This is a genomic window from Caproiciproducens galactitolivorans (genome assembly GCF_004768785.1).
Taxonomy (GTDB): domain Bacteria; phylum Bacillota; class Clostridia; order Oscillospirales; family Acutalibacteraceae; genus Caproiciproducens; species Caproiciproducens galactitolivorans.
Map to the genome: position 1 here is coordinate 70,466 of NZ_SRMQ01000009.1, position 22,504 is coordinate 92,969.

General features: G+C 48.5%; 18 protein-coding genes. 13 read left to right on the forward strand and 5 right to left on the reverse strand.

Annotation, left to right across the window (positions count from 1 at the left end; all coding sequences use genetic code 11):
- Nucleotides 1–254 precede the first annotated feature (254 nt).
- The 8 genes from CAGA_RS09610 (at nt 255) to CAGA_RS09645 (ending at nt 9,231) form a co-directional block, all read left to right on the forward strand.
- Nucleotides 255–1,841: an ABC transporter substrate-binding protein gene (locus CAGA_RS09610; protein ID WP_135660253.1), complete on the forward strand. Its 1,587-nt coding sequence runs from the start codon at nt 255–257 to the stop codon at nt 1,839–1,841.
- Between the two features lie 108 nt (nt 1,842–1,949).
- Nucleotides 1,950–2,966, forward strand: a complete 1,017-nt coding sequence (locus CAGA_RS09615; protein WP_135660255.1) for an ABC transporter permease — start codon at nt 1,950–1,952, stop codon at nt 2,964–2,966.
- A 12-nt stretch (nt 2,967–2,978) separates the two neighbouring features.
- The gene (nikC, locus tag CAGA_RS09620) at nt 2,979–3,887 is read left to right on the forward strand and encodes a nickel transporter permease (RefSeq protein WP_135660358.1); all 909 of its coding nucleotides are present in this window, start codon (nt 2,979–2,981) and stop codon (nt 3,885–3,887) included.
- Between the two features lie 15 nt (nt 3,888–3,902).
- Nucleotides 3,903–4,883: an ABC transporter ATP-binding protein gene (locus tag CAGA_RS09625; RefSeq protein ID WP_135660257.1), complete on the forward strand. Its 981-nt coding sequence runs from the start codon at nt 3,903–3,905 to the stop codon at nt 4,881–4,883.
- Nucleotides 4,880–5,875: an ABC transporter ATP-binding protein gene (locus tag CAGA_RS09630; protein ID WP_135660259.1), complete on the forward strand. Its 996-nt coding sequence runs from the start codon at nt 4,880–4,882 to the stop codon at nt 5,873–5,875. Before CAGA_RS09625 ends, CAGA_RS09630 begins: the two co-directional genes overlap by 4 nt.
- Before the next feature lie 181 nt (nt 5,876–6,056).
- Nucleotides 6,057–6,428 carry a GntR family transcriptional regulator gene (locus CAGA_RS09635; RefSeq protein ID WP_135660262.1) on the forward strand — a complete coding sequence of 124 codons (372 nt, stop codon included), beginning with the start codon at nt 6,057–6,059 and terminating at the stop codon, nt 6,426–6,428.
- 3 nt (nt 6,429–6,431) lie between these two features.
- A complete protein-coding gene (locus CAGA_RS09640; protein WP_135660264.1) occupies nt 6,432–7,331 on the forward strand; it encodes an ABC transporter ATP-binding protein in 900 nt (299 codons plus the stop codon).
- The gene (locus tag CAGA_RS09645; RefSeq protein ID WP_135660266.1) at nt 7,306–9,231 is read left to right on the forward strand and encodes a hypothetical protein; all 1,926 of its coding nucleotides are present in this window, start codon (nt 7,306–7,308) and stop codon (nt 9,229–9,231) included. Before CAGA_RS09640 ends, CAGA_RS09645 begins: the two co-directional genes overlap by 26 nt.
- Before the next feature lie 191 nt (nt 9,232–9,422).
- On the opposite strand, the gene CAGA_RS09650 is transcribed toward CAGA_RS09645, so the two are convergent.
- The gene (locus tag CAGA_RS09650; protein WP_135660268.1) at nt 9,423–10,733 is read right to left on the reverse strand and encodes an AAA family ATPase; all 1,311 of its coding nucleotides are present in this window, start codon (nt 10,731–10,733) and stop codon (nt 9,423–9,425) included.
- 199 nt (nt 10,734–10,932) lie between these two features.
- Nucleotides 10,933–12,357 (reverse strand): amino acid permease, encoded by a 1,425-nt coding sequence (locus tag CAGA_RS09655; RefSeq protein WP_135660270.1) that lies wholly within the window; start codon nt 12,355–12,357, stop codon nt 10,933–10,935.
- Nucleotides 12,358–12,561: 204 nt separating this feature from the next.
- Between CAGA_RS09655 and CAGA_RS09660 the strand changes: the two genes are divergently transcribed.
- From CAGA_RS09660 to CAGA_RS09675, 4 genes are all read left to right on the forward strand, one after another.
- Nucleotides 12,562–14,406 (forward strand): hypothetical protein, encoded by a 1,845-nt coding sequence (locus CAGA_RS09660; protein WP_135660272.1) that lies wholly within the window; start codon nt 12,562–12,564, stop codon nt 14,404–14,406.
- 125 nt (nt 14,407–14,531) lie between these two features.
- Entirely contained in the window at nt 14,532–15,437 is a 906-nt protein-coding gene (locus CAGA_RS09665; protein WP_135660274.1) for a DUF2156 domain-containing protein, read from the forward strand.
- Between the two features lie 139 nt (nt 15,438–15,576).
- Entirely contained in the window at nt 15,577–16,098 is a 522-nt protein-coding gene (locus CAGA_RS09670) for a transcription repressor NadR (RefSeq protein WP_135660276.1), read from the forward strand.
- Between the two features lie 96 nt (nt 16,099–16,194).
- Nucleotides 16,195–16,785, forward strand: a complete 591-nt coding sequence (locus tag CAGA_RS09675; protein WP_135660278.1) for a hypothetical protein — start codon at nt 16,195–16,197, stop codon at nt 16,783–16,785.
- A gap of 29 nt (nt 16,786–16,814) precedes the next feature.
- Here the strand turns inward: CAGA_RS09675 and CAGA_RS09680 are convergent, their stop codons facing one another.
- The 3 genes from CAGA_RS09680 to CAGA_RS09690 form a co-directional block, all read right to left on the reverse strand.
- The gene (locus CAGA_RS09680) at nt 16,815–18,005 is read right to left on the reverse strand and encodes a GerAB/ArcD/ProY family transporter (protein WP_135660279.1); all 1,191 of its coding nucleotides are present in this window, start codon (nt 18,003–18,005) and stop codon (nt 16,815–16,817) included.
- A gap of 228 nt (nt 18,006–18,233) precedes the next feature.
- On the reverse strand, nt 18,234–19,370 hold the full coding sequence (locus CAGA_RS09685) for a Ger(x)C family spore germination protein (protein ID WP_135660281.1): 1,137 nt from the start codon (nt 19,368–19,370) through the stop codon (nt 18,234–18,236).
- Entirely contained in the window at nt 19,367–20,869 is a 1,503-nt protein-coding gene (locus CAGA_RS09690) for a spore germination protein (protein WP_135660283.1), read from the reverse strand. The genes CAGA_RS09685 and CAGA_RS09690 overlap by 4 nt, the downstream gene beginning before the upstream one ends.
- Before the next feature lie 317 nt (nt 20,870–21,186).
- On the opposite strand from CAGA_RS09690, the gene CAGA_RS09695 reads away from it, so the two are divergent.
- Nucleotides 21,187–22,470, forward strand: a complete 1,284-nt coding sequence (locus CAGA_RS09695) for a phosphodiester glycosidase family protein (protein ID WP_135660285.1) — start codon at nt 21,187–21,189, stop codon at nt 22,468–22,470.
- The last annotated feature ends 34 nt before the right edge of the window (nt 22,471–22,504 follow it).

A 22,504-nucleotide genomic window follows, 5' to 3' on the forward strand; every position in this document is an offset into this window, starting at 1 on the left:
AAATTTAGCTGCAGACTTTCTGCAAAATACAAAAATTAATTAACATTTACAGGATATCTGCAACTTTCCTATTGCAAACTTGCAGATATAATAATAAAATAAAGACGTTTTTAAGCAAAGGCGCTTAACTTGAATATGTTGGGCGTCTGTCTTTTTATCCTGGACGCTTTGTTGCGTTAAAGCGTTTTGGTGTTAACACGAAACATGGATAAAGAATTGAGTAAAAATATAGAATAAAGAAGAGAGGGTTATCAATGAAAAAGAGAACAAGACTTCTGTCGTTTGTACTCGCGGCAGTAATCGCCTGTGCCGGCCTGACGGCCTGCTCCGGCAGCAAAGGCAGCACGGCATCCGGTTCCGCATTAGCCTCCGGGACCAAAAGCCGCGCGCAGGACACGCTGATTTACGCGCAGGGCGCGGACCCGAGAGGATTGGATCCGGCGTTGGTTGACGACGGCGAATCGGCAAAAATCATGGTAAATATTTACGAAGGCCTTTTAAAGTATGACAAGGATTCCACGAAAGTGGAACCGGGTTTGGCAGAAAGCTGGGACGTTAGCGACGACGGGCTCACCTATACCTTCCACCTGAGGAAAGGCGTGAAATTCCAGGATGGTACGGATTTCAACGCGGACGCGGTCAAGTTCAACATTGAACGCCAGCTCCCGCCGAAGGTAACCGAGGACATGGGCTACGCCAGCTTTGTCTATGGTTCGGTAAAGAGCGTGGAAGTGGTTGACCAGTATACGGTAAAGATCAACATGAAAGCCGCCTGTACGCCGTTCCTCAATAACCTTGCCATGTGCCTCGGCGCGCCAATAGTCAGCCCAAAGGCGCTGCAGGACAATAACAACAACGTGAACGAGCATCCCTGCGGAACCGGCCCGTATAAATTTGTGAGCTGGACCAAGGGGCAGAACGTTGTTTTGACCCGTAATGATAATTACTGGGGGACCAAAGCGGTTACCAAAAACGTTATTTTCAAATTTATTAAGGACAATTCCGCACGCGTGGTCGCGCTGAATAACGGCGAAGCAGACATTATTGACGGAATCGACGCCACCGTTGTAAGCCAGATTGAGAGTGCTGGCAACAAAATTTACGAAGCGCCCGGCATGAATATCAATTATATGGCTTACAACACCACCAAAGCGCCCTTTGATGACGCAAAAGTACGTACCGCGATTTCGCAGGCGGTAAATGTTCCGGAGCTTGTAAAGAGTCTTTATCAGGGGTACGCTGACGCGGCGACTTCGATTCTGCCAACCTTCATGCCCGGCTACGACGCTGGAATCAAGCAGGCTGCTTATGACGTGGAAGCGGCGAAAAGCACTTTGGCCAAGGCTGGCGTGAAGTCGGTGCATATGATTACCTATTCCAATCCGAGACCGTACAATACAGCGAACGGGCAGGCGCTTGCCGAAGCGGTTCAGGGGTACCTGAGCAAGGTCGGCGTGAAAGCCACGATCGATGCGTACGACTGGACTACATACAAAGAGAAAGTAAAAGCAGGCGATTATGATATCTGCTTCTACGGCTGGACGGGTGACAACGGCGACCCGGATAACTTTATGAATCTGTTGGCTGACAAGGATCCGACCATGAACGTCGCACGTTACAACAATCCGGATTTCAAGGCGCTGATCGACAAGGGTGTCGCTACGCCTGCCGGGGACGAGCGCAACAAGATTTATACCGAGCTTGAAAAAATAGCGGCGAAAGATGCCGTATGGCTCCCGATTTCCCATGGAAAGACCCTTTGCGGTTACAGAAGCAATGTGAAAGACTTCTACTACCACATGACCGGCGTTGTGTTCCTTTCCGGGGTTTCCAAAGGTTAACCGGTATTAGACAACGCAGAAATTTTCTGAATCGGTTCTGTAAATGCCGGAGGTTGTACAACACGACTTCCGGCATTTCTTGTTCGGATGAGCGAAAGGTTGTTAATCATGTTCAAATATATTGTCAAGCGCATTTTGATGCTGATCCCTGTCTTGCTGGGTGTTTCTATTATTGTGTTCTTAATTATGCGGGTCTTTTCACCGGACCCGGCCCCGATTGTTCTGGGACAGCACGCAACAATAGAGGACGCCAACGCATGGCGGGCGGCAAACGGACTGGATAAACCGCTTTATATCCAGTTTGTTGATTTTCTGAAGGGTGCCCTTACCGGCGACCTGGGGACTTCCTACTACACGAAAACACCGGTAACGCAGGAGATATTCTCAAGATTCCCGGCCACCATCGAGCTTGCGCTTGCCGCAATTATTTTGGCCTCGGTTTTTGGAATCTTCATCGGAATTATTTCCGCCGTGAAAAAGAATTCCATCATTGACCACGCCGGGATGTTGCTCGCGCTGGTGGGCGTTTCCATGCCGATCTTCTGGCTGGGCATTTTGCTGATCATTCTGTTTGCCGGCGTCTGGCACATCCTGCCCTCCGGCGGAAGGATCGATCCGCTGCTGCAGCCCGTTGTGTCGAGCGGTTTTTATATTTACGACACGATTGTTTCCGGGGATACCGAAGCGCTGGCCGACGCGCTGCGGCACCTGATTCTTCCTGCGGCGGCACTTGGCATGTACTCGATGGCGATTATCACCCGCATGACGCGTTCCAGCATGCTGGAAACCATGAGTCAGGATTACATACGCACGGCGCGCGCAAAGGGTATTTCTGAAAACCGGGTGGTGACCCACCATGCCCTGCGCAACGCGATGATTCCGGTTACAACGGTCATCGGTCTGCAGCTCGGTTCCCTTTTGGGCGGCGCAGTATTGACGGAAACCGTGTTTTCTTGGCCGGGAATCGGCAATTATACGGTGGAATGCATCCTGAAATCTGACTTTCCGGTTGTTCAGGGTGTGGTTCTGCTGATTGCCTTTATTTTCGTACTGATCAACCTTGTGGTCGATATCGTTTACGCGCTGATCGATCCCCGCATTAAATTTTCAAAGAAGGAGGGCTAGCCGGTTATGAGTATGCAACACGCGGAACTTCCAAAGTCTGAATTTCCGGAGCAGACCGCCGACCTCCTTGAAAAGCCGGAGTCCCGGCTGAAAGAGATGTGGGAGTCGCTTTGCGAGGATAAAGCCGCGCTTACTGGCCTTTTTGTCATCCTGTTCCTCGTTCTTGTCGCCCTGTTCGGACCGCTGATTATGCCCTATGATCCCAATCTTTCCAATATGACAAAAAGCTTTATTTGGCCGAATTCGGAGCACTGGTTCGGTACAGACCAGCTTGGCCGCGATATTTTCAGCCGAGTAATTGCCGGCACGCGCATTTCCCTTACCGTTGGGCTGAGCGCGGTTGCCATTTCCCTGACCATCGGCGTAGTGCTCGGTTCCATCGCTGGATACCGCGGAGGCAAGGTGGACACCGTAATCATGCGCTTTATGGACATGATGCTTGCGATTCCCTCCATTCTTTTGGCAATCGCCTTCATGGCGGCGCTTGGTAAGGGCCTCGACAAGGCGGTCATTGCCATCGGTTTTGTTTCCATTCCGGAATACGCGCGCATTGTGCGCGGATGCATCCTGTCCGTTAAGGAAAATGATTATGTACAGGCGGCGCGCGTAATCGGCAATAAAAGCAGCCGTATCATTTTTAAACATATCCTTCCCAACGTTCTTTCCTCCATTGTGGTCCGGGCGACGCTGGGTATCTCCACCGCCGTGCTCGACACCGCGGCGCTCGGCTTTCTGGGTCTTGGCGTACAGCCGCCGGCAGCCGAATGGGGCGATATGCTGGGCCGGGCTAGGGGCTTTGTTTTCACCGCGCCCTACACCCTGATTTTTCCTGGCATTGCCATTACTCTGACGGTTCTGGCGTTCAATCTGCTGGGTGACGGCCTGCGCGACGCGTTGGATCCGAAATTGAGAAAGAATTGAGGGCGGTGAGTTTTCATGTTGCTTGAAGTAAACCATTTACAAACAGAATTTCAATTAAAGCACGGCACCGTCAAGGCGGTGAACGATATCAGCTTTTCCATTGAGAAAGGCGAGATCCTAGCGATTGTTGGCGAATCCGGTTCCGGGAAAAGCGTTACCTCGCTTTCCGTGATGGGGCTGGTGCAGAACCCCGGGAAAGTGGTCGGCGGCGAAATCCTCTTTAAAGGGGAGGACCTTCTGAAAAAGAGCAAGGCGGAAATGCAGGCCATCCGGGGCGACCAGATTTCCATGATCTTTCAGGAGCCGATGACCTCGCTGAATCCGGTTTATCGGATTAAGGATCAGATTATGGAAAGCATTATGACCCATATGAAGCTCTCGAAAAAAGAGGCTTGGGAAAGAGCGGTACATATGCTGGAGGTTGTTGGCATCCCTTCCCCGCGCGAGCGTGCGATGGATTACCCGCATCAGATGAGCGGCGGTATGCGGCAAAGGGTCATGATTGCCATGGCGCTTTCCTGCCGCCCCGAGCTTTTGATCGCCGACGAACCCACCACCGCTCTTGACGTGACGATTCAGGCGCAAATCCTTGACCTGCTGTACCATATGCGTGAAAAATTCAATATGGCGGTGCTGCTCATTACGCACGACCTCGGTGTGGTTTCCGAAGCCGCCGACCGCGTAATCGTCATGTACTGCGGCCAGATTGTGGAGGAGGCGGACGTGCGTTCCTTGTTCGCAAACCCGATGCATCCCTATACGCTGGGGCTTTTGAAATCCATTCCCCGGCTGGAGGATGAAAGCGACGGGCCGCTGTATATGATTAAGGGCATGGTTCCGAATCCGCTGAAAATGCCCGCGGGCTGTCCTTTTTCGGATCGCTGCGACCGGTGTATGGAGCGCTGCCGCAGGGAAGCGCCCGCGTTAAAGGAGATCGACGGCCATAAGGTTCGATGCTTCCTTTATGACTCGGAAACAGAGGAGGCGCAGGTATGAGCGAAGTTTTGGTTGAAGTCAAACATTTGAAGAAGTACTTTAATCTGGAAAATGACTTTTTTGGTCGCCCGACCACCGTTTTAAAGGCGGTGGATGATGTTTCGTTTCAGATTCACAAGGGGGAAGCGTTCGGCCTTGTCGGGGAATCCGGTTGCGGAAAGACCACGATCGGCAAAATGCTGGTGAACCTGTATACGCCTACGGGCGGGGAAATCCTTTTTGAAGGCACCGATTTGACAAAGCTGTCCGCGGAAAAGCGCCGCGCTTACTGCAAGGATATCCAGCTGATCTTCCAGGATCCGTACGCTTCGCTGAATCCCCGCATGACCGTCGGCGACATTATCGCCGAGCCAATTAAAATCAATAAGCTGCTTCCGAGCAATGAAATTGAGAAAAGGGTTACTTATCTGCTGAACTGCGTCGGGCTTGCCAGTCATCAGCGCAACCGCTATCCGCACGAATTTTCCGGCGGCCAGCGCCAGCGTGTTGGGATTGCGCGAGCGCTCGCGGTGCAACCTAAGCTGATTGTCTGCGACGAGCCGGTATCGGCGCTGGATGTTTCTATTCAGGCGCAGGTGCTGAATCTGTTGGACGAACTGAAAGAAGATTTCGGGCTTACCTATTTGTTCATCGCGCATGGCTTGAATGTTGTAAAGCATATTAGTGACCGTGTCGGCGTGATGTATCTTGGAAAGCTTGTGGAGATTGCCCCGAAAAAGGAACTGTACGCGAACCCGCTGCATCCTTACACGCAGGCGCTCCTTTCCGCCATTCCGTCCATCGACCCCGCGAAATCGAAGCAACGGATCATCCTGACGGGTGACGTTCCAAGCCCGATCGATCCTCCCGAGGGCTGCCGCTTCTGCTCGCGCTGCTTTAAGAAAACGGATGGCTGTGAGGAATACGTGCCAGAGCTGCGCGAAGTGTCTCCCGGGCATTTTGTTTCCTGCTATCTTTACAAAAAACAGAAACCGGATTTCCGTTCTATTTAGCAATTTCCAATCGAATCCGGAAGAATATGAAATTCATTTTTAGAAAGCGCTGTTTGGCTTGAAAACCGAACGGTGCTTTTTGCGTCTAATTTAAAATTTTTATTGACAATATTTTCAGCAAATGGTATCCTGTATCTGTACTAACACACATAGTACAGTTTATACGGCAGGGGGGTTGTTGGTGTTTACGCTGGATTATAAAAGCAGGCTTCCGATTTATGAACAGCTTTATAAATCCATTACGAAAATGGCTGCGTTGGGTGCGGTTGATAAGGATGAGCCGCTGCCAAGCGTTCGTGTGCTGGCGCAGGAATTGGGGGTGAATCCCAATACGGTACAGAAAGCGTATCAGATGCTGGAACGGGACGGAATTATCTATTCTGTCCCGGGAAAAGGCTCGTTTGTTTCCGGCGGGGAGGCGGCCATCCTCCAGCAAAAGGAAATTGCGATGAAAAAGCTGGAGGAAGCCGTTCTGGCCGCTGCCGACTGCGGTGTAAAGGCATCCGAAATTCTTGATACGGTTCATGCGATTTATAACGGGAGGGAGGAATAGAGAATGATAGAAGTAAAGAATCTTACGAAAAAATTCAATTCCGTCAAGGCGCTGGATGGTATTTCGTTTTCCATCGGCTCCGGTTCGCTGTTTGGCTTGGTCGGTTCCAACGGAGCGGGAAAATCGACCTTCCTGCGCACCCTTGCGGGGATATATGCGCCGGACGGGGGCGAAATCCTTATTGACGGAAAATCCCCTTTTGAAAATTCCCAGGTAAAATCCAGATTGTATTTTATTTCAGACTATCCGTATTTTTTGCCGCAGAGCACCCTGAACGATATGGCGGATTTCTACAAGCGGATTTATCCGAACTGGAGCAGAAAGCGCTATGAAGAGCTTTGCGGGCTGTTTCCTATTAACGCAAAGGATAAAATCGGCAATATGTCAAAAGGAATGCAGCGGCAGGCTGCGCTGATCTGCGCGCTCGCCGCACGGCCGGACTATTTGTTGCTTGACGAAATCTTTGACGGGCTTGACCCGGTTATGCGACAGCTTTTAAAGCGGATTGTCTTCGACGAGGTTGCCCAGCGCGATATGACGGTGATTGTAGCCTCGCATAACCTGCGCGAGTTGGAGGACTTCTGTGACCATATCGGCCTGTTCCACAAGGGCGGGGTGGTTTTTGAACGTGATCTGGACGAAATGAAACTGGGAATCAATAAGGTTCAGGCGGTGCTGAAGCCGACGCCGGATATCCGCGATTTTGCCCCGCTGGACATTGTAAAAATGGAAAAACACGGCTCGCTGGTCAGTCTTGTCGTGCGTGGCTCAAAGGAAGAGATTTTAGAGAAAATCAATTCGTTCAATCCGATTTTTGTCGAAATATTGCCGCTTACGCTCGAGGAAGTATTTATTAGTGAAATGGAGGTGGCCGGCTATGACATCGACAATATTCTCAGCTGACAGTTGGAAAGAGTTTACCATAACCTTCCGGCTGGCGTTAAAAAAAGTCCGCGGCATGATGGGGTTGCTTGCGCTTCTCCTGTTTATCGTTTTCCCGATGGTTTTCATGGTCGCCATGTGGAACGTGCAGAACAATCATCAGGAGGCTTTTACCCAGGAAACGTTGGATAGCGCCTGTTTCGGTTACATTTCCTTTATCCTGATATTTATTATACCGCTTATCCTGATTTTTACGGTGGTTGTAGCCGTTATGCTGTTCTCTTACCTGCACCGGAAGCGCAGCGTGGATTTGTTCCATTCCCTTCCGATTCGGCGTACTCCCATGTTGCTCGGACGGTACTGCGCGGGGTTGACGGCGCTTCTTGTGCCGGTTATTTTGAATTTTGTGCTTGTATTCGCTATTGGATTTTCCTACCATGTCAACTTGCAGTACAGCTTCCATTTTGTCTTTAACAGGATGTTCTGGACCTTGCTGATGACTGCGGCGGCTCTGACTTTTTCCGTATTTATGGCTGTGTGCAGCGGCACTTCTTTTGATATGGTGCTTTCGATTATCGGTGTGAACGCCGCATATCCGCTTCTGATTTACGTGTCCGATGTGCTGGCGTCCTGCATTCTTCCGGGGCTGCGGGTTACTGCGGCGCTGAAATCCACTATACTTACCGCGTTTTCTCCGTTTGCCGCGGCGTTTCTTCCGTTGTGCGCTTCCTATAGGAGCGAATGGAATCCGGCAGACGGCGTTTCCGCCGGCTTTTATATCTGGTGGATTTTGTGCACGCTGCTTCTGCTTGGCGCGTCCGTTCTTCTCTGCCGCAAGCGCAAAAGTGAGTGTGCGGAGAGCAATTTTGCTTTTCCAATTCCCAAAATTATCATTCGGTTCATGGTAACGGCGGTGGCCGGCATTGGCTTTGGCCTGATGCTCATGTTCGCGACCGGTATGCAGGCCAGCTTCTTTATCGGCGTTGTTTCCGGTTCGCTGGCCGCGCACATTGTGGCGGAGGCGCTGTATTCGCGCGGTTTCCAGCATATGCGGAAAAGCTTTTCATGGTACGGCGTATTCGCGGCGTCTTTTGTGGTGTTCTATGCCGTGCTGGCAACCGGATTTTTTGGATACGATACCCGCATTCCAAATGCTGTCGAGGTACAGAGTGTTAGTGTGGCTGATTCCGAGGATCACGATATTTATTTTTACACTACAAGCGGAAGCGAACATTTCCGAAAAATAGGCGAGCTTTCCCCGACCATTCAAGAAAGGAAGAACATTGAAAAGGTTTTGACGGCTCACCGTGCCTTTGTGGAAAACAACCGGGAAACAAGATTTCCTTACTCCGTGAATGACATGGGATACAGCAGCTTTACCCTTACCTATCACTTGAAAAACGGCGGTGTGGTTGTTCGTTCTTATCCTCGTTTTCATATCCAAGGCAAAAAGGATACGGATCAAAACCCGTGGGATAAGATGATAAAGCAGATTAACGGAATTCAGGAATATCAAGAGACCGCAAATATTTTGTTCTATCTTGAACCGGAATATTTTGAAAGTGTAAGTATTTCGTCGGTTGCAAAAGATGACAAGTCACTTGCAGAAGCATCTCCCCTCGTTTTAACCCGAAACGAAAAGAAGGAATTGCTGGAAGCATTACGGCAGGATTGCCTTAACGGAGCCGTCGATTACAAGTATAATCCATACCGCGATGAAACGAACTATTTGCAAGTCAACTTCCGCTACGCGGATTCGATCACTTTGAAGGATGGGAAACTGAAAACGCTTCTCGGCGGATACAGCGGTAAAATCGATATTGCCGGAACGAGCAGCTTTGACCTTTATTCTAATGCAACCAATACAAGGGCCGTAATCGAAAAATACGGTTGGGATAAACCAACCTCTGCTGCAAAGTAAAGGCGGGCGCCAGATACAAAATGAAAATATAATGGAAACGAATAGAAAGGATAAAATCTCAAGGTATCTGCGTCCCGCTTTGCAGGATTTTAAAGTTGCATAAAGAAAAGGTGCGAATGAAAACTCGCACCTTTTTTATATCATTTTGACTATGTGTCTTGTTACGGCCACTTCCGCACGCTTTTGCTAATCTACAGACAGATGGCGTGTTCAATCCGTTTCTGAAATTCGGAGCTGCCGGCGGATAAAACAGTATCCTGTGCGAAAATAAGCTCCGGACTGTTCAGGCAATGCTTTTCCTCCAGATAGTGCAGCCAGCGCTTCACCGTTTTTATTTTGCCCTGCGAAAGGACGGGGATGACCGCTTTTCGGGCCGCCTTTTCCATAAGATCCGGCCGATCCGCCGAATAATAAAACTGGACGGCCTGCTTTGGAGAATCGATTTCTTCAAAATAATTTCCGGCTTTTATAAAGATTTCGCGGGGGTTGTCCACCAAGGACAGCAAAAATTCGCGGAATACTGCATGCAGGCGATAGGAAACGCCGCCACGCCCATCGTTGAAAGCAATGAGAAGCTCCCTTCTGTGCAAATCCGAAAGGATGTCCGCGGCATCATTGGTTCCAAGCAGGAAATCGCAGGCTTTCGGCGTAAGATACTCCAGAACGGAGGTGTTTTTTAAAAAGTTCTGTATTTTTTGCGGCAGATTTTCATAAACATCTCGCAAGAAAGAATGAAACAGCGCAATGCGGCTTTTATAGAAGGTGTGCGGGAATTGCTGGGGGTGTGCATGTTCAAACGCAAGAAGGATGGCGAACAGCCCTAAAGGCCATCCCTTGATGCTCCGGTCAATATTTTTCAGGATGCTGTCTGTGCAGGAAAGGCCTTTTCCGGTACAAAGCAAAGCCTTCGTTTCTTCCAAGCTGAATGCCAGCTCATCGCGGCTGATGTCAAGAATTCTGTCTTGTTCGCGAAGACGGCTGAGCGGCAGATCCGGCAGGTACCGGCAGATAAGGACGGTATGGCAGCCGGACGGCAGGCCTTTCAGAAAGGCTTCCATAAAATTCAGAATTTCGGGTTCGTTAATAAAATGGAAGTCGTCGAAAACAAGGATGAAACCATCCTTGGCTTTTTGTTCCAGTTCGTGGATAAACTGGGGAAACAGACGGTCACAGCGATTTCCCGATATTGCTTCCTCCAGACGGAAGCGCGGAATCTCTATCTGGGATCCTGGGATAGCGAGTGCGAAGCCGCTCGTTAAGTATTGAAAAAACTGCCCGGAATCATTATCGGTGGAATCCAACTGGTACCATAGGCAAGGGAGACCGGTATTGCGGACAAATTGCTGGGCCAATACGGTTTTTCCGTATCCCGCCGGCGCAACGATACAGGTTGCCGTTTTTTCATGGTATGACAGCATCTTTTGCAATAACCTGTTTCTCTGTATAATCCGCTCACCGAACCGTGGGATTTGGAGTTTCTCCAGCATTACATCGTTTTCCATTACAAACACTCCCTACAAAGATTCGAAACAGGTGGAACTCCTTTATATCAAGGATATTCTATACATAATATTATCCCAAACATATCCAAAATACAAGTTTATTTGACAAAAATATGGTGCGTGCCTTTTATTTTCCATATAATATGTATAAAAACAATGAAAGAAACAAAGCTCCCCCGAAACAGGGGGAGCTTGCAAACTACTTCTTTTTCCTTTTATCCTGTACCAGTTCGTCGGAAGATTCCATAGAAAGCCTGGAAAGGCCGGATGGAAAATCCTGCGCTTTCACGGGCTCGTTTTTTCGGCTGTAATGCCGCACGGCAAGGTAGCACAACGTATAAAAGGCGACCATAACCAGCCCGGCAATCAGCCCGGTTTCCTGTCCGGATACAAAGGGCATACTGAGAATGGCGATAATCAAAACGATTAGTACGAGCAGGGACGTAAACGGAAAGCCCCACAACTGGCATTTCCCGTTCGGGGGGCAGCCGTATTTCCTTCGTAGCCGGAGGTGGGTGGCCATAATCACGGCGTATGTGAAAAGAAGGGCAAAACCGCCGGAACTGATTAAAAACAGGTAGACGCGGGGAAATAAAAGGCCGAGCCCCAGTCCCAGCAGCATGGAGAAGCCCGAAAAAAGAATCCCGCGGTACGGAACGTCGCGGTTGTCTTTCAGCCATATGGGAGCGAGGCCGTCTTCGACAAGCGACCGCATCATCCTGCCCAGTCCGAACATCGCCGCCAGCATAGTGGATAAAATCGCGGTGATCAATACAAGATTCATAACCGCGCCCGCCCATCTGATTCCACGCCGGTTCAAAGCGGCCACCAGCGGGCTGATGCTGTCGTTGACCTGTGCAGTAGGGATGAGCGGCAGCAGTACCGCAATGGCAAGGATATATAAGCCCAGCAGGGAGGAAACCGTGTAACGAATCGCCTTCGGGACGGTTACAATGGGGTTGTCCGCCTCCGAAGCGGCTAATCCGATTACTTCGAAACCGGCATAGGAGAACATAACGATCAGCATGCTTCCTGCGATGTTTTTAATGCCGCCTGCCATAAAGGGCTCGCGGGTTACCTCCCCGGAGCCTACGGCGGCTTTACCCGGAAAGAACCCCAAAATCAGCAGCGCCGCAATTCCAATAAAGGACAGGATGGCCAGGAGCTTTACGGCGGCAAGCCCGCTTTCCAGCTTGCTGAGGCGATCTGCCCCCAGAAGGTTTAGTAGTGTGACCCCGATGATAATGGCACTTCCCAGAACAGGCAGGGAAAGGCCGGGGAACCATTCCCGTATGAGAATGGATGCTGCGGTAGCTTCGCTGGACATGGCAAGAACCATGCCTGTCCAGTAAACCCATCCCACAACAAAACCGGTTCCCTGCCCGAAAGCCTTTGCCGCAAAGCTTCGGAAGGAACCGGCTCCGGGATTGGCAACGGTCAGCTCCGACAAAGCGAACAGGATAAAATACGTCAGTACGCCCGCGATGATATAGGTAAGGATAATCGACGGTCCGGCGGCGTGTATGGCGACGGCGGAACCGAGGAAAAAAGAACCCCCGATTACTGTTCCCAGAGCCATCATGGTTAGCTGCCAGGCCGACAGCCCTTTTTCGTTCTTGTTCATCTTCTTCTCTCCAAGCGTTCATTTGCGTATTTTTAGTATGCCGCGAACGGTACGGAAAATTCTTTTATATCCGCCGGCGGAGAAATCTTGTTTTTTTCCTTAAAAAAACAAGAGAACGGACGATATATAAAATGAGATGAAAACTGGGATATGGTGAATCCGGCCCTTTTGCCGGAAAAACGGAATATAGGAAAGGGGATTAACATGAAAAAATTTCTTTCGATGCTTCTGTCGGTGGCGCTGATTGCCGTTTCGATACCGGTGGCGGCCTATGCGGCGGATAGCGACGGAATTGTGGATAAGCATGGCGCCAAAACGTACCTGGGGCCTTCTTCGGCCTGGGGGGCTGAATGGAACGAGGCCAGTTTTAGGGAAGTAACCAATAAAAAAGTTTCCTTCACAGGGAACCTGACGATAAAAGCGGGGGATATTAAAGACGTTGAAGTGATGGGAAGCGGCTCAAAGCTGACGGTTTCCGGCGGTACGATGGGGAAAATCGACTGCGACGGTACCGCGGAAATCAAGGGCGGAACAATGAGCGGCGTGAATGCCTCAAACGGATTGACGTTAACTTCAGGCACGATCAAAGGGGATGTTGAGACCGGCCAAAAGGTGACCGTGAACGGGAAAATTACGATCTACGGTTCCGTAACTGCGCAGGATATTGAAGTGACTTCCAGCAGCGGGGCTTATATTTCCGGCGCCCTGAAAGCGGGCAATTCCGTAAGCTTGAACAATCAAAATGCAAAAATAAAGGAAATCGACGGGCAGAATATGGCGGAACTGAATTTAAAAAGCTATAAGGGTTCGCTGCCGACGATTTCCAATATGCTGACGATTAATGTTGATGGTAGCAGCGCGGTTACCGCCAGCGGGAAAATAAAAGCGGGAAAACTGGTGATCGCGCAAAAGGGAGAATTTACAACCAATTATCCTCTGGAGATTGATACGCTCACCGGGCCGGGTACGCTTTCCTATACAGCAGGAAAGTTGACGATTCACAACGCAATAACCGATAAGCCTCTTTTTTCTTTTATCAACCCGGTTCGCAGTGGGATAACGGCTTTTAAGGCGGACCGCGGAGTGCTTACGGGGGACGAGCCCATGATTTACGATTACGAACTGGAAAAGAAGGCTTCCGGTGACTATGAAGATTTTGTCCTGACAAGCACCTTAAAGGAAGGCGTTACGCTGAGTAATTCCTCCTTGTACCTTGAAAAAGGCAAATCCGCTACGATACAGACAACCATAAAGCCTGCGTTTTCTGAGTTTGCGGACGGCACCAAATTGGTGTGGGAACTGCACGGAGATACCTCCGCGTTTACCATTAGCCCCAATAACGAGAAACGCAGTTGCACCGTAACAGCCTCGGGAAACGGGACCGGCAAGGCCACGCTTGTGGCGTATCTGGTAGACAGCCGGGGAACCAGGCTGGCTGATTATAAATCCGATTACTGTATCCTTACAACCGGCTCCGCTTCGCAGAGTTTTGGGGGAAGCCTTTCCCTTGATACCAGTGCGGTGACGGTCGGCAAGGGGAATGTCTATTACGTTTTGGCTATGACGGATTCCACAAGCGCTCCGTCTGCTATGTCCTACAATTCAGAGATTGCCGTGGTTGGGAAACCCTCCGCATACAATAAGGACGGGAAAAAAGGGTGGCTGTATCCGGTCACCGGCGTTTCCAAAGGGCAGGTCACCATTGACATCGGCGGTCAGAAGATGATTGTAACGGTTGCGGCGGGATGCATTGTGGTGGATACTTCTTTCTACACTATGGGGCCCGGCGGCAAGTATTATATCGGAGTGAAATTTTACGGTTTGGATCGGAAAGGCCTGAATGTACATTCCGCAAACAGCTGTACCACGGTGAATTACGCCGGAAAGGACCAGAAGGGTACCGACCTGTATTTGGTTGAGGCGGGTGCCGAGGGAACCGGATATGTAATTTTTGAAACCAGTAGTGGTCAGTCCGTGCAAACGCAGGTCGTTGTGGCAAGTGGGGTTGTGCCTCACGGTGTGAGCGGCAGGATGGTTGCAATAACATAACGGATTTAAGAAAGGGCATATCGGAAAACCGCAAAAGGCTTTTCGTATATGCTCTTTTGTGTATCTGTCAGAATTTTTTGTGCTATAATAAAAGAAGTTAAATTTTAAGTTTTTAAGGAGTTTTTATGCTGGCATTTCAACCGATTGAAGCAGATAATGTTTCCGAATTTTCCAGATATTTTCAATGCCAAAAGTTCAGAACCTGTGACTATACACTCGCCGGTATATTTATGTGGAGAAAATTTTTCTACAGCGAATACGCAGTTAATCGTGATAAGCTGTTTTTTAAGGTGAGGTATGTAAACGGAAAGACCGCTTTTACATTGCCGACTGGATGCGGTTCCACAGAAGACGCGCTGGAAACGCTGGAGCACTATGCCCGTCGAAATAAAATGCATCTTGCGTTTTGTGCTGTGCCGGAGGAAGGGCTCGCCATCCTGAAGAATCGCTATGGCGATGCAGTTGCCTATACCCAAAATCGCGATAGTTTTGATTACCTTTATATTGCGGAGGATATGCGCAGCTTTGCCGGCAGAAGATTCAGCGGGCAGAGGAATCATGTGAATAAGTTCCAAAAGCTTTATCCGGATTTCCGTTATGTCACTATGAATAAGGACAATATCGGGCGGGTAATCGAATTTTTTGACCGTTATGCCCCAGAGCATGTCAAAGACAATCCCATTGCAAGGGAAGAAACCCTGCGCGCAAAAGAAATCTTGACGCATTTTGTACGCTTCGGATTGCTTGGCGGTTTTCTGGAAGTGGACGGGCAGATCATTGCGTTTTCCATTGGTGAAATTGTCGGGGATACGCTTTTTGTCCATATCGAAAAGGCGTTGAAGGAATACCAGGGCTCTTACCAAATGATGGTGAAGCAATTCGCCCTTCACGAAGTGACGGAGAATGTCCGCTATATTAACCGCGAGGATGATGCCGGCGATCCCGGCCTACGAAAATCAAAACTATCGTACCACCCGGTTCGTTTGTTGGAAAAATATTTTGTAACCGTTGAGGATTCCGCATGGCAATAAAATCGTTTGTTCCTAATAGAATGATACTAGGATAATTTTAATCTGCGAAATTTTCAGCGAAAAGCGAAAATAGGTTTCATATCCTATGCAGCCGGGCGGACGGCTGGCGGTAAGAGTACAGGAAAAGGCGGGATGATGAATGGAAGCCACGCAAAGACGTGAAGAAATACTCGACATTTTACGGGGGAGTACGCAGCCGGTCAGCGCAAGTACGATTGCGGGCCGGTTTAATGTCAGCCGTCAAATCATAGTGGGCGATATCGCTCTGCTCAGAGCAGCAAATCATGCCATAGCAGCGACGCCACGGGGGTATATTCTGGCGGATGCCACCGCGCAGGCCGGGCGTCTTATAAAGACCGTTGCGTGCCGGCACGGACGGGACGACCTGCTCCGGGAGCTTTATGTAATTGTGGACAACGGCTGCGGCATTATCGACGTCATCGTGGAGCATGTGGTTTACGGGCAGATTTCGGGTCAGCTCCACCTGTTCTCCCGGTACGACGCAGATTGTTTTATGGAAAAACTGGAAAAGGAGAAAGCGCTTCCTCTGTGCGACCTGACGGGAGGGGTCCATCTTCACACGCTTTCCTGCCCTTCCGAGGAAGCATACGAGCGCGTTCTCAGCGCGCTTCGAAAAGACGGAATCCTGTTTGAACGGTAAATACCTTGACAAACGGCATTTTATCCTTTACAATACAAACAGCAAGTGTCAAGACACATGTAAATATTTGCTTGCTGTTTGAATTGAGGGACGGATATGAGAGAAAAGGAAACAAAATTGATCAGCATGGTTATTGCGGCGCTGCTTTGTGCAATCGGGATTGTGATTCCCATGTTCGCACCGAAAATTGTTTTGGAACCGGCTTCGTTTACTTTGGCGAGCCACGTGCCGACTTTTATCGCTCTTTTTATTTCTCCGCCTGTTGCGCTGGCGGTGTCGGTCGGGACAACGCTCGGGTTTTTCTTCGCCGGTTTTCCGATTGTGATTGTGCTTCGCGCTTTCAGCCATGTGCTGTTCGCAATGGTCGGGGCGTTGCTTTTAAAGAAGAATACAAGCCTGCTTTCTTCCTTTGCAAAAACCGCGGGCTTCGGGTTGCTGCTTGCGGTGATCCATGCCGTAAGTGAGATTACCGTGGTTACCCTATTCTATTTTGGCAACCGTATGCCGACAGATTATTATGCGCATGGCTATTTTACCAGCGTCCTGCTGCTTGTTGGTGTAGGAACCATTATTCACAGCATGGTTGATTTTGGAATTTCCATTTTTGTTTGGAAACCGTTGAGCCGGGTGATTCAGATTCCGGTAAATGCAAGGGAAGTCCTGAATAAGAAGGCCGCCGTTAAGTAAATCATTTTGCGAAAGCCCCTTTGCTTCGATTATACCGAGGCGTAGGGGCTTTTCTTTTGGTGCTTCGGTTCGGGTATTTTTTCGTCCACGGGGTTTTGCGCCTGGTTTCCGGATTCCGTCGCTTGGCCGCCGGAACCGCCGTTTTTGGATGTCCTAGTCCGGATTTCCGCACCGATCAGAATGATAATGGGCAAAATGATTTCAAATGGGAAGGCATAAATCGGATAGACGCTGAGGAACCGAAACAGTTCCTGCACATTCGACTGTGCCATCAGCGAAAAGGTGATTGTGATCAGCGCCAAAGGAATTATGAGCGGCTTGTGATCCTCCAGATTTATGACTTTTGCTAAACCCGAGGAAGCGGTATACAAGCAAACGCAGATTTTTATAAGTCCCGCCAATACCAGGTTCAGACCGATAATTACTTCGAACCGAGTGAAAAACTCTCCGACGGAAAGCAGGCTTACGGACGCATAAGACGGAAAGAAAAGCATGTTGGAGCAAGGAAACCCGATAACGGCGGTATTCCGGATATTTGCCAGCGTAGTAAGAAAAATAAAAAGGGAAGAACCTTTTATAAAGATTTTTTTAAAATTCGCGCTGCTGTCCATACACGAGAAAAACGGGAGGCAGAGTGGAATTTCAGCGAGAGGAAGCAGGCAAAAAGTGACCGCTCCACCGAGTATGGTTTTTAAGTCCACGCCCAAAATCGGTTTTAAGTTGTTAAAATCCATCTTTCTTAACCCGATAACAAATGTTAAAGAGATGGCTACGAAGATGAATTCCCAGACAACCTTCGACATTCTTGCAATATTCTCCGGGCCTTGTTTAACGCACATGATCGCAACAAGGGAGATGAGCGCAACTGTTGCAATTTCCGGTGTTTCAGGCATGTTCAGCATGCGGATAAACGAGGAAAAAATATACATTAAAATCGCAGCGATTTGAATCGTGAAAAGGACATATACAAAGCATATGATTTTTCCAATAACCTTGCCGAATACCATGCTCAGTATATCAAAAAAGTTTTTATTGGGATAAAGGGTAAAAATTCGTGTATAGATCAGGAAAAGCGGGATGATCAGCACGCTCGCAATCAGCATGGAAATCCAGAAATCCTGTTTCACATCTGAACTGGAGGTGGTTACCATCAGGCTTCCGCCCCAAAATACGCACAGGAGGCTCCGAAGCTGTTTTTCTGTAATTGTTTGTTTTGTCATGGCGATACCTCATGAAATATGAAAAACAGAAGAAATAAAATCCGTGATAGCCTGATTTGGATTTACCAGGTTTGAACCAAAGCTGAACATCGTATCCAGCATAAATGTCAGGATGTAAACGGGAATTGAAAAAAAAAGGACTTTTTTTTCTTCTTTTTTAAAGCTGGGAACCAGGTCAAAGATGATAAAGAGGGTATATAAGATTAAAAAAACAATAAAAGAATCCATTTAACCACCAACTTTAATTTTTTCTTTTAAAAGCTCTGTGTTCTCAATTTTCACTGATGCACTTACTGTACATTTTAATTTCGGAAACTGCTCCTTCCATTTTAGCTTTTCTTTTTTCCAATATTCCGGATAGTTCTGGTAGAACAGGGAACCAAATCCAAAAATGTCGCTGCCGGTTTGGCTTTGAACCGATGTGATCAGATCGGAAATATTATTTGTCAACGTTTTCTCTGCGTCCAATTGGACTTTTTTAATACCATCGGAGGTGTTATGATCTGTTGAAGACTGATCTTCCGACAGCATGGCGCGCATTTTGATTTTGATATCTACCGAAGGCTCGTTATTCTCGATTTTTGGCGTCAGTTTTGTGACGTTTTCCACGATTTCAAGGGTGAGTTTTCCGGAATCCGTATCCACCAGTAGGAGCCCCCCGTCAATCTGATTTTTAATAAACAGCAGATATTTGGTCTTTTCACTATCAATATAACCAAAGAGCTTTTCGCCTTCAAAAAGCGCGGTGCCGTCCAGAACCAATGCTGTGGAGGTAGGAAGCTTTTCAATCCTAATTGTTGGAAGGATGAGCGAGATCCCGTTATCGGAAAGCATGTTAATGGCCTGATATAATTCCACACAGGGCACTTTCCCCAGGGTGGTGACATTCCTATTTAATGCTTTCCAGATTTCCAAAGAAATCAACTCGTCCGTTATCGGCTTTTCCTGTAAAATTTCATTTGCTGTTTTTTCTTTTGAGATTATTAAATTTAAGTTCATTCTGGGCTCATGGTCGCGGATATACCAGTCCAGAATAGGGGATATCCCCTGGGCGGCCAAATCCTGGCTGATTATGATTACTTTACATTCGGTGAAATTTAGCTTTTTTTCTCCTTTACCGGTAACATTCCGGATGCAGTCATAAATCGTATTTCCGTCGGATTCAACGAGCTTGGACTTTATTTGATCGCCGGTCAGATCGACAAACTCAAAGGTGAGGTGATAGGTATCTCCGTTTATTCCCTTATCAATGGCAACTCCGGTCACAAGGGACATATCCTCCAGCTCATGGTAATTCCAGCAGCCGCTTAGAAGCATCATATTCATGACCAGTATGAGGATACAAAGACGTTTTGCTGTTTTCATTTAGTGCTCCTTGTAGATTTTTGTCTTACGGCGTTTTCAGAAAGATACTTTGGCCTTTTTTTCATAAACCACCATGGGGCTCTGACCATAATGTCCTTTTTGTCCTGAAGCGTGTTTGTGTAGCTGCTGTTCATAATCGGTACTCCGAAAGAGCTTATGCTGTAAAGATGAATCATCAAAGCAAGTACCGCAAACATAAATCCATATAAGCCGAAAAAAGAGGCCATTACCAGAAATATAAAACGGAGAAGGATTGTGGCGCCTTTTATACGAGGCGACATAACGCCGCATATTCCGGCGACTGCAACAATAATGATCATTGGCGCGCTGACGATTTTTGCGGAAACGGCCGCCTGTCCCATTACCAGCGCGCCCACAATACTCAGCGCCTGCCCCATGGAACCCGGCATTCTTGCACCGGATTCCCGCAGCATTTCAAATACGACCAGCATGATAGTCATTTCGATCGCCGTTGGGAACGGCACTCCCTGACGGGCCTTTGAGATACTCATTGTTAAAGCAAGGGGAAGCATTTCGTGATGGAAGGTGGTAAGGGCTATATAAACTGCGGGAATGCTGATTGCCATGATAAAGGCCATGTAGCGAAGCAGACGGTTTATAGAAGTGAAATAATAGTTCAGATAATAATCCTCGTCACTTTGAAAGTTCTCTGTGAACAAATACGGAACCGTAATTGCGCTGGGGGATCCGTCGATCAACAGGGCAACCCTGCCCTCCAAAAGCTTCGCTGCGATAGCGTCTGGTTTTTCGGAGGTGCCGATTGTTTTAAATGGGGAGTATGGCGAATCCTTTATAAACTCATTGATGTAATTTGAATCCAGAGCACCGTCAATTGAAAACATATGGATTCTTTTTTTTAGCTCGGCCAGCACATCTTTATTTACAATGGAGTCCAAATAGCAAATACAGGCTTTTGTATTGGTCCTTGTACCAAATGTTTCGAATTCCATTTTTAGGTCGGATGTAAGGATCCTGCGCCGGATCAGCGAAAGATTGGTAATGATTGATTCTGTAAAGCCCTCGCGGGGGCCGCGTAAAACCTTTTCGTTTTCCGGTTCTGAGATAGAACGGCTCGTCCAGCCCTTCGTGTTAAGTATTAATGCATCTTCAATGCCGTCTATTAGCAAAAGAGTATCCCCGTAAACAATTGCTTGAATCAATTTGTCATGATCGGAAGTCCGTTCCACGCTGTTGGACAGCATTACCTGATCCTGGATCACGTCGAGCGTTACGGTCTCATGCGACTCTGGATGGAATTCCAGAAATGGCCGGATAACGTCCTGGTTTATTAATCGATTATTTACCATGCCGTCGATATAGACAATGTAGCTCTCGCCAACGTCGGGATTTTCCAGCTTTCGCAAAACCAGCGTTTCATCCTTTGCAAATTCGTTTTTTATTTGTCTGATATTTTCCTGAATCTGTTTGGTGAATTTGATCTTTCCCTGTGCTTCGTTTGTGTTTTCGCTGTTTCCCATGATTTCACCCTCTGAAGATAAATTATCACATCTAATATTTGACAAGATTGTGAAATTATGCGTTTTTGCCTGCAGAAAATGTACCATGCAGGTCTTGCAGGAAATTTGCAAACCTGTCCGTTCCGGGATACTCGGTTCGCCATTGTGGATATGCCTTTGTTCCTGTTTTCAAAAGCCGTATTAAGCATCGTTCAGGAAATATATCCCTTTTTTCTTCACTGTTAATACGTATTTAACAGAATCCGGCAAATATTGTATTATAATATTTTCAGTCAGAACAATTGGAATCATATTACTTGGAGGGATCAGGAGATTTTATGAAAAAAGAAACATGGTGTAAAATGAAGAAGACCATTTTCTGTGCGGCTGCCGCTTGCCTGGCGGCAGTGCAGATTACGGCTGCCGTTCCCGTGAAAGCCCTTGGTGCGCCAGATATATCCACGTCAATGGCGGCTTCCGTGGTCAATGAAGTGAAAACAACGATTGTTCCGGGGCTTACGCAAAAGGAATTCTCTTATAAAAGCAGCGACGGGAACCGGCAGGCATGCTTTGCTCTGGAATTTAAGCCTAGTGAGCTTGATATATCTCTTGCGGTGGGAACGCCGAACGACGGCGGCAAGATAGGTCTTGCGACGGTAAAAGAACAGGCAAACGCCGCGATCAGCAACGGCAAACGCGTTGTTGCGGCAGTTAACGGCGATATGTATAATATGCGGACGGGCGACCCCTGGGGTGTCGTCGTTAAGGATGGGAAAGAAATCCATAAATATGCTCCCATCCGGACATGGTGGAAATTTTTCGGCATAAAAAAGGACGGCACGCCGATTTACGGCGACCGTCAAACCTATGAAACCAATAAGGGTCAAATTCAGCAGGCTCTGGGAATTCACAGCATTCTTGTAGAGAACGGAAAAATCGTAAATCCGGACAAAAGCGATACGCGTGCCCCCCGGTTGGCGGTGGGCGTCCGCGAGGATCAGTCGGTTTTCTTTGTCATGAACGACGGCCGGAAGGATCCCTATTCCCACGGCATGACGCTGGAACAGATTGCACAGATGATGAAGGATATGGGCGCAGTCTGGGCAGGAAATCTGGATGGCGGAGGTTCCGCAACGTTCCTGACAAGAACCCCCGGAGATACCAGCATGACGATAAAAAACCATCCTTCGGACGGACGGGAGCGCCGTGTTGCAAATAGTTGGCTTTTCCTTTCCAATGCAAAGCCGGACGGGAATTTTGCGGCGGCTTATATAACGCCCTACGATAAATCTTATCTCCCTAGATCCGTTGTACAGATGAGCGCAAAAGGGCTGGATCGCTCGGGCGCTCCAGCAAAATTGCCGGAAAGCGGCCTTTCATGGGCACTTTCCGATGAAAGCCTTGGCACGATTGATCAAACCGGTTTGTTTACCTCCAACGGGAATGTGGGGCAAGTTCAGGTTCAGCTCTTGTACAACGGCTCGGTGGTTGGCTCTACGTATATTGAGATTGCGGAACCGGATGATTTTGTGAAAGCGAGCACATTTACGCCTTCCTCCCCGGCGGAGGGTTTAACGGCGACGTATCAGGGCAGGGAAGTTATTCTTACAATGCGCAGATAACGAACTCGCTGCTTCACGGCCGGTTTTCATGTTT

Coding starts and splice junctions, on each gene's coding strand:
- CAGA_RS09680 (WP_135660279.1), bottom strand. CDS start 18,005: ATGACAAAACAAACAATTACAGAAAAACAGCTTCGGAGCCTCCTGTGC.
- CAGA_RS09630 (WP_135660259.1), top strand. CDS start 4,880: ATGAGCGAAGTTTTGGTTGAAGTCAAACATTTGAAGAAGTACTTTAAT.
- CAGA_RS09645 (WP_135660266.1), top strand. CDS start 7,306: ATGACATCGACAATATTCTCAGCTGACAGTTGGAAAGAGTTTACCATA.
- nikC (WP_135660358.1), top strand. CDS start 2,979: ATGCAACACGCGGAACTTCCAAAGTCTGAATTTCCGGAGCAGACCGCC.
- CAGA_RS09675 (WP_135660278.1), top strand. CDS start 16,195: ATGAGAGAAAAGGAAACAAAATTGATCAGCATGGTTATTGCGGCGCTG.
- CAGA_RS09660 (WP_135660272.1), top strand. CDS start 12,562: ATGAAAAAATTTCTTTCGATGCTTCTGTCGGTGGCGCTGATTGCCGTT.
- CAGA_RS09685 (WP_135660281.1), bottom strand. CDS start 19,370: ATGAAAACAGCAAAACGTCTTTGTATCCTCATACTGGTCATGAATATG.
- CAGA_RS09610 (WP_135660253.1), top strand. CDS start 255: ATGAAAAAGAGAACAAGACTTCTGTCGTTTGTACTCGCGGCAGTAATC.
- CAGA_RS09650 (WP_135660268.1), bottom strand. CDS start 10,733: ATGGAAAACGATGTAATGCTGGAGAAACTCCAAATCCCACGGTTCGGT.
- CAGA_RS09695 (WP_135660285.1), top strand. CDS start 21,187: ATGAAAAAAGAAACATGGTGTAAAATGAAGAAGACCATTTTCTGTGCG.
- CAGA_RS09690 (WP_135660283.1), bottom strand. CDS start 20,869: ATGGGAAACAGCGAAAACACAAACGAAGCACAGGGAAAGATCAAATTC.
- CAGA_RS09640 (WP_135660264.1), top strand. CDS start 6,432: ATGATAGAAGTAAAGAATCTTACGAAAAAATTCAATTCCGTCAAGGCG.
- CAGA_RS09615 (WP_135660255.1), top strand. CDS start 1,950: ATGTTCAAATATATTGTCAAGCGCATTTTGATGCTGATCCCTGTCTTG.
- CAGA_RS09670 (WP_135660276.1), top strand. CDS start 15,577: ATGGAAGCCACGCAAAGACGTGAAGAAATACTCGACATTTTACGGGGG.
- CAGA_RS09625 (WP_135660257.1), top strand. CDS start 3,903: ATGTTGCTTGAAGTAAACCATTTACAAACAGAATTTCAATTAAAGCAC.
- CAGA_RS09665 (WP_135660274.1), top strand. CDS start 14,532: ATGCTGGCATTTCAACCGATTGAAGCAGATAATGTTTCCGAATTTTCC.
- CAGA_RS09655 (WP_135660270.1), bottom strand. CDS start 12,357: ATGAACAAGAACGAAAAAGGGCTGTCGGCCTGGCAGCTAACCATGATG.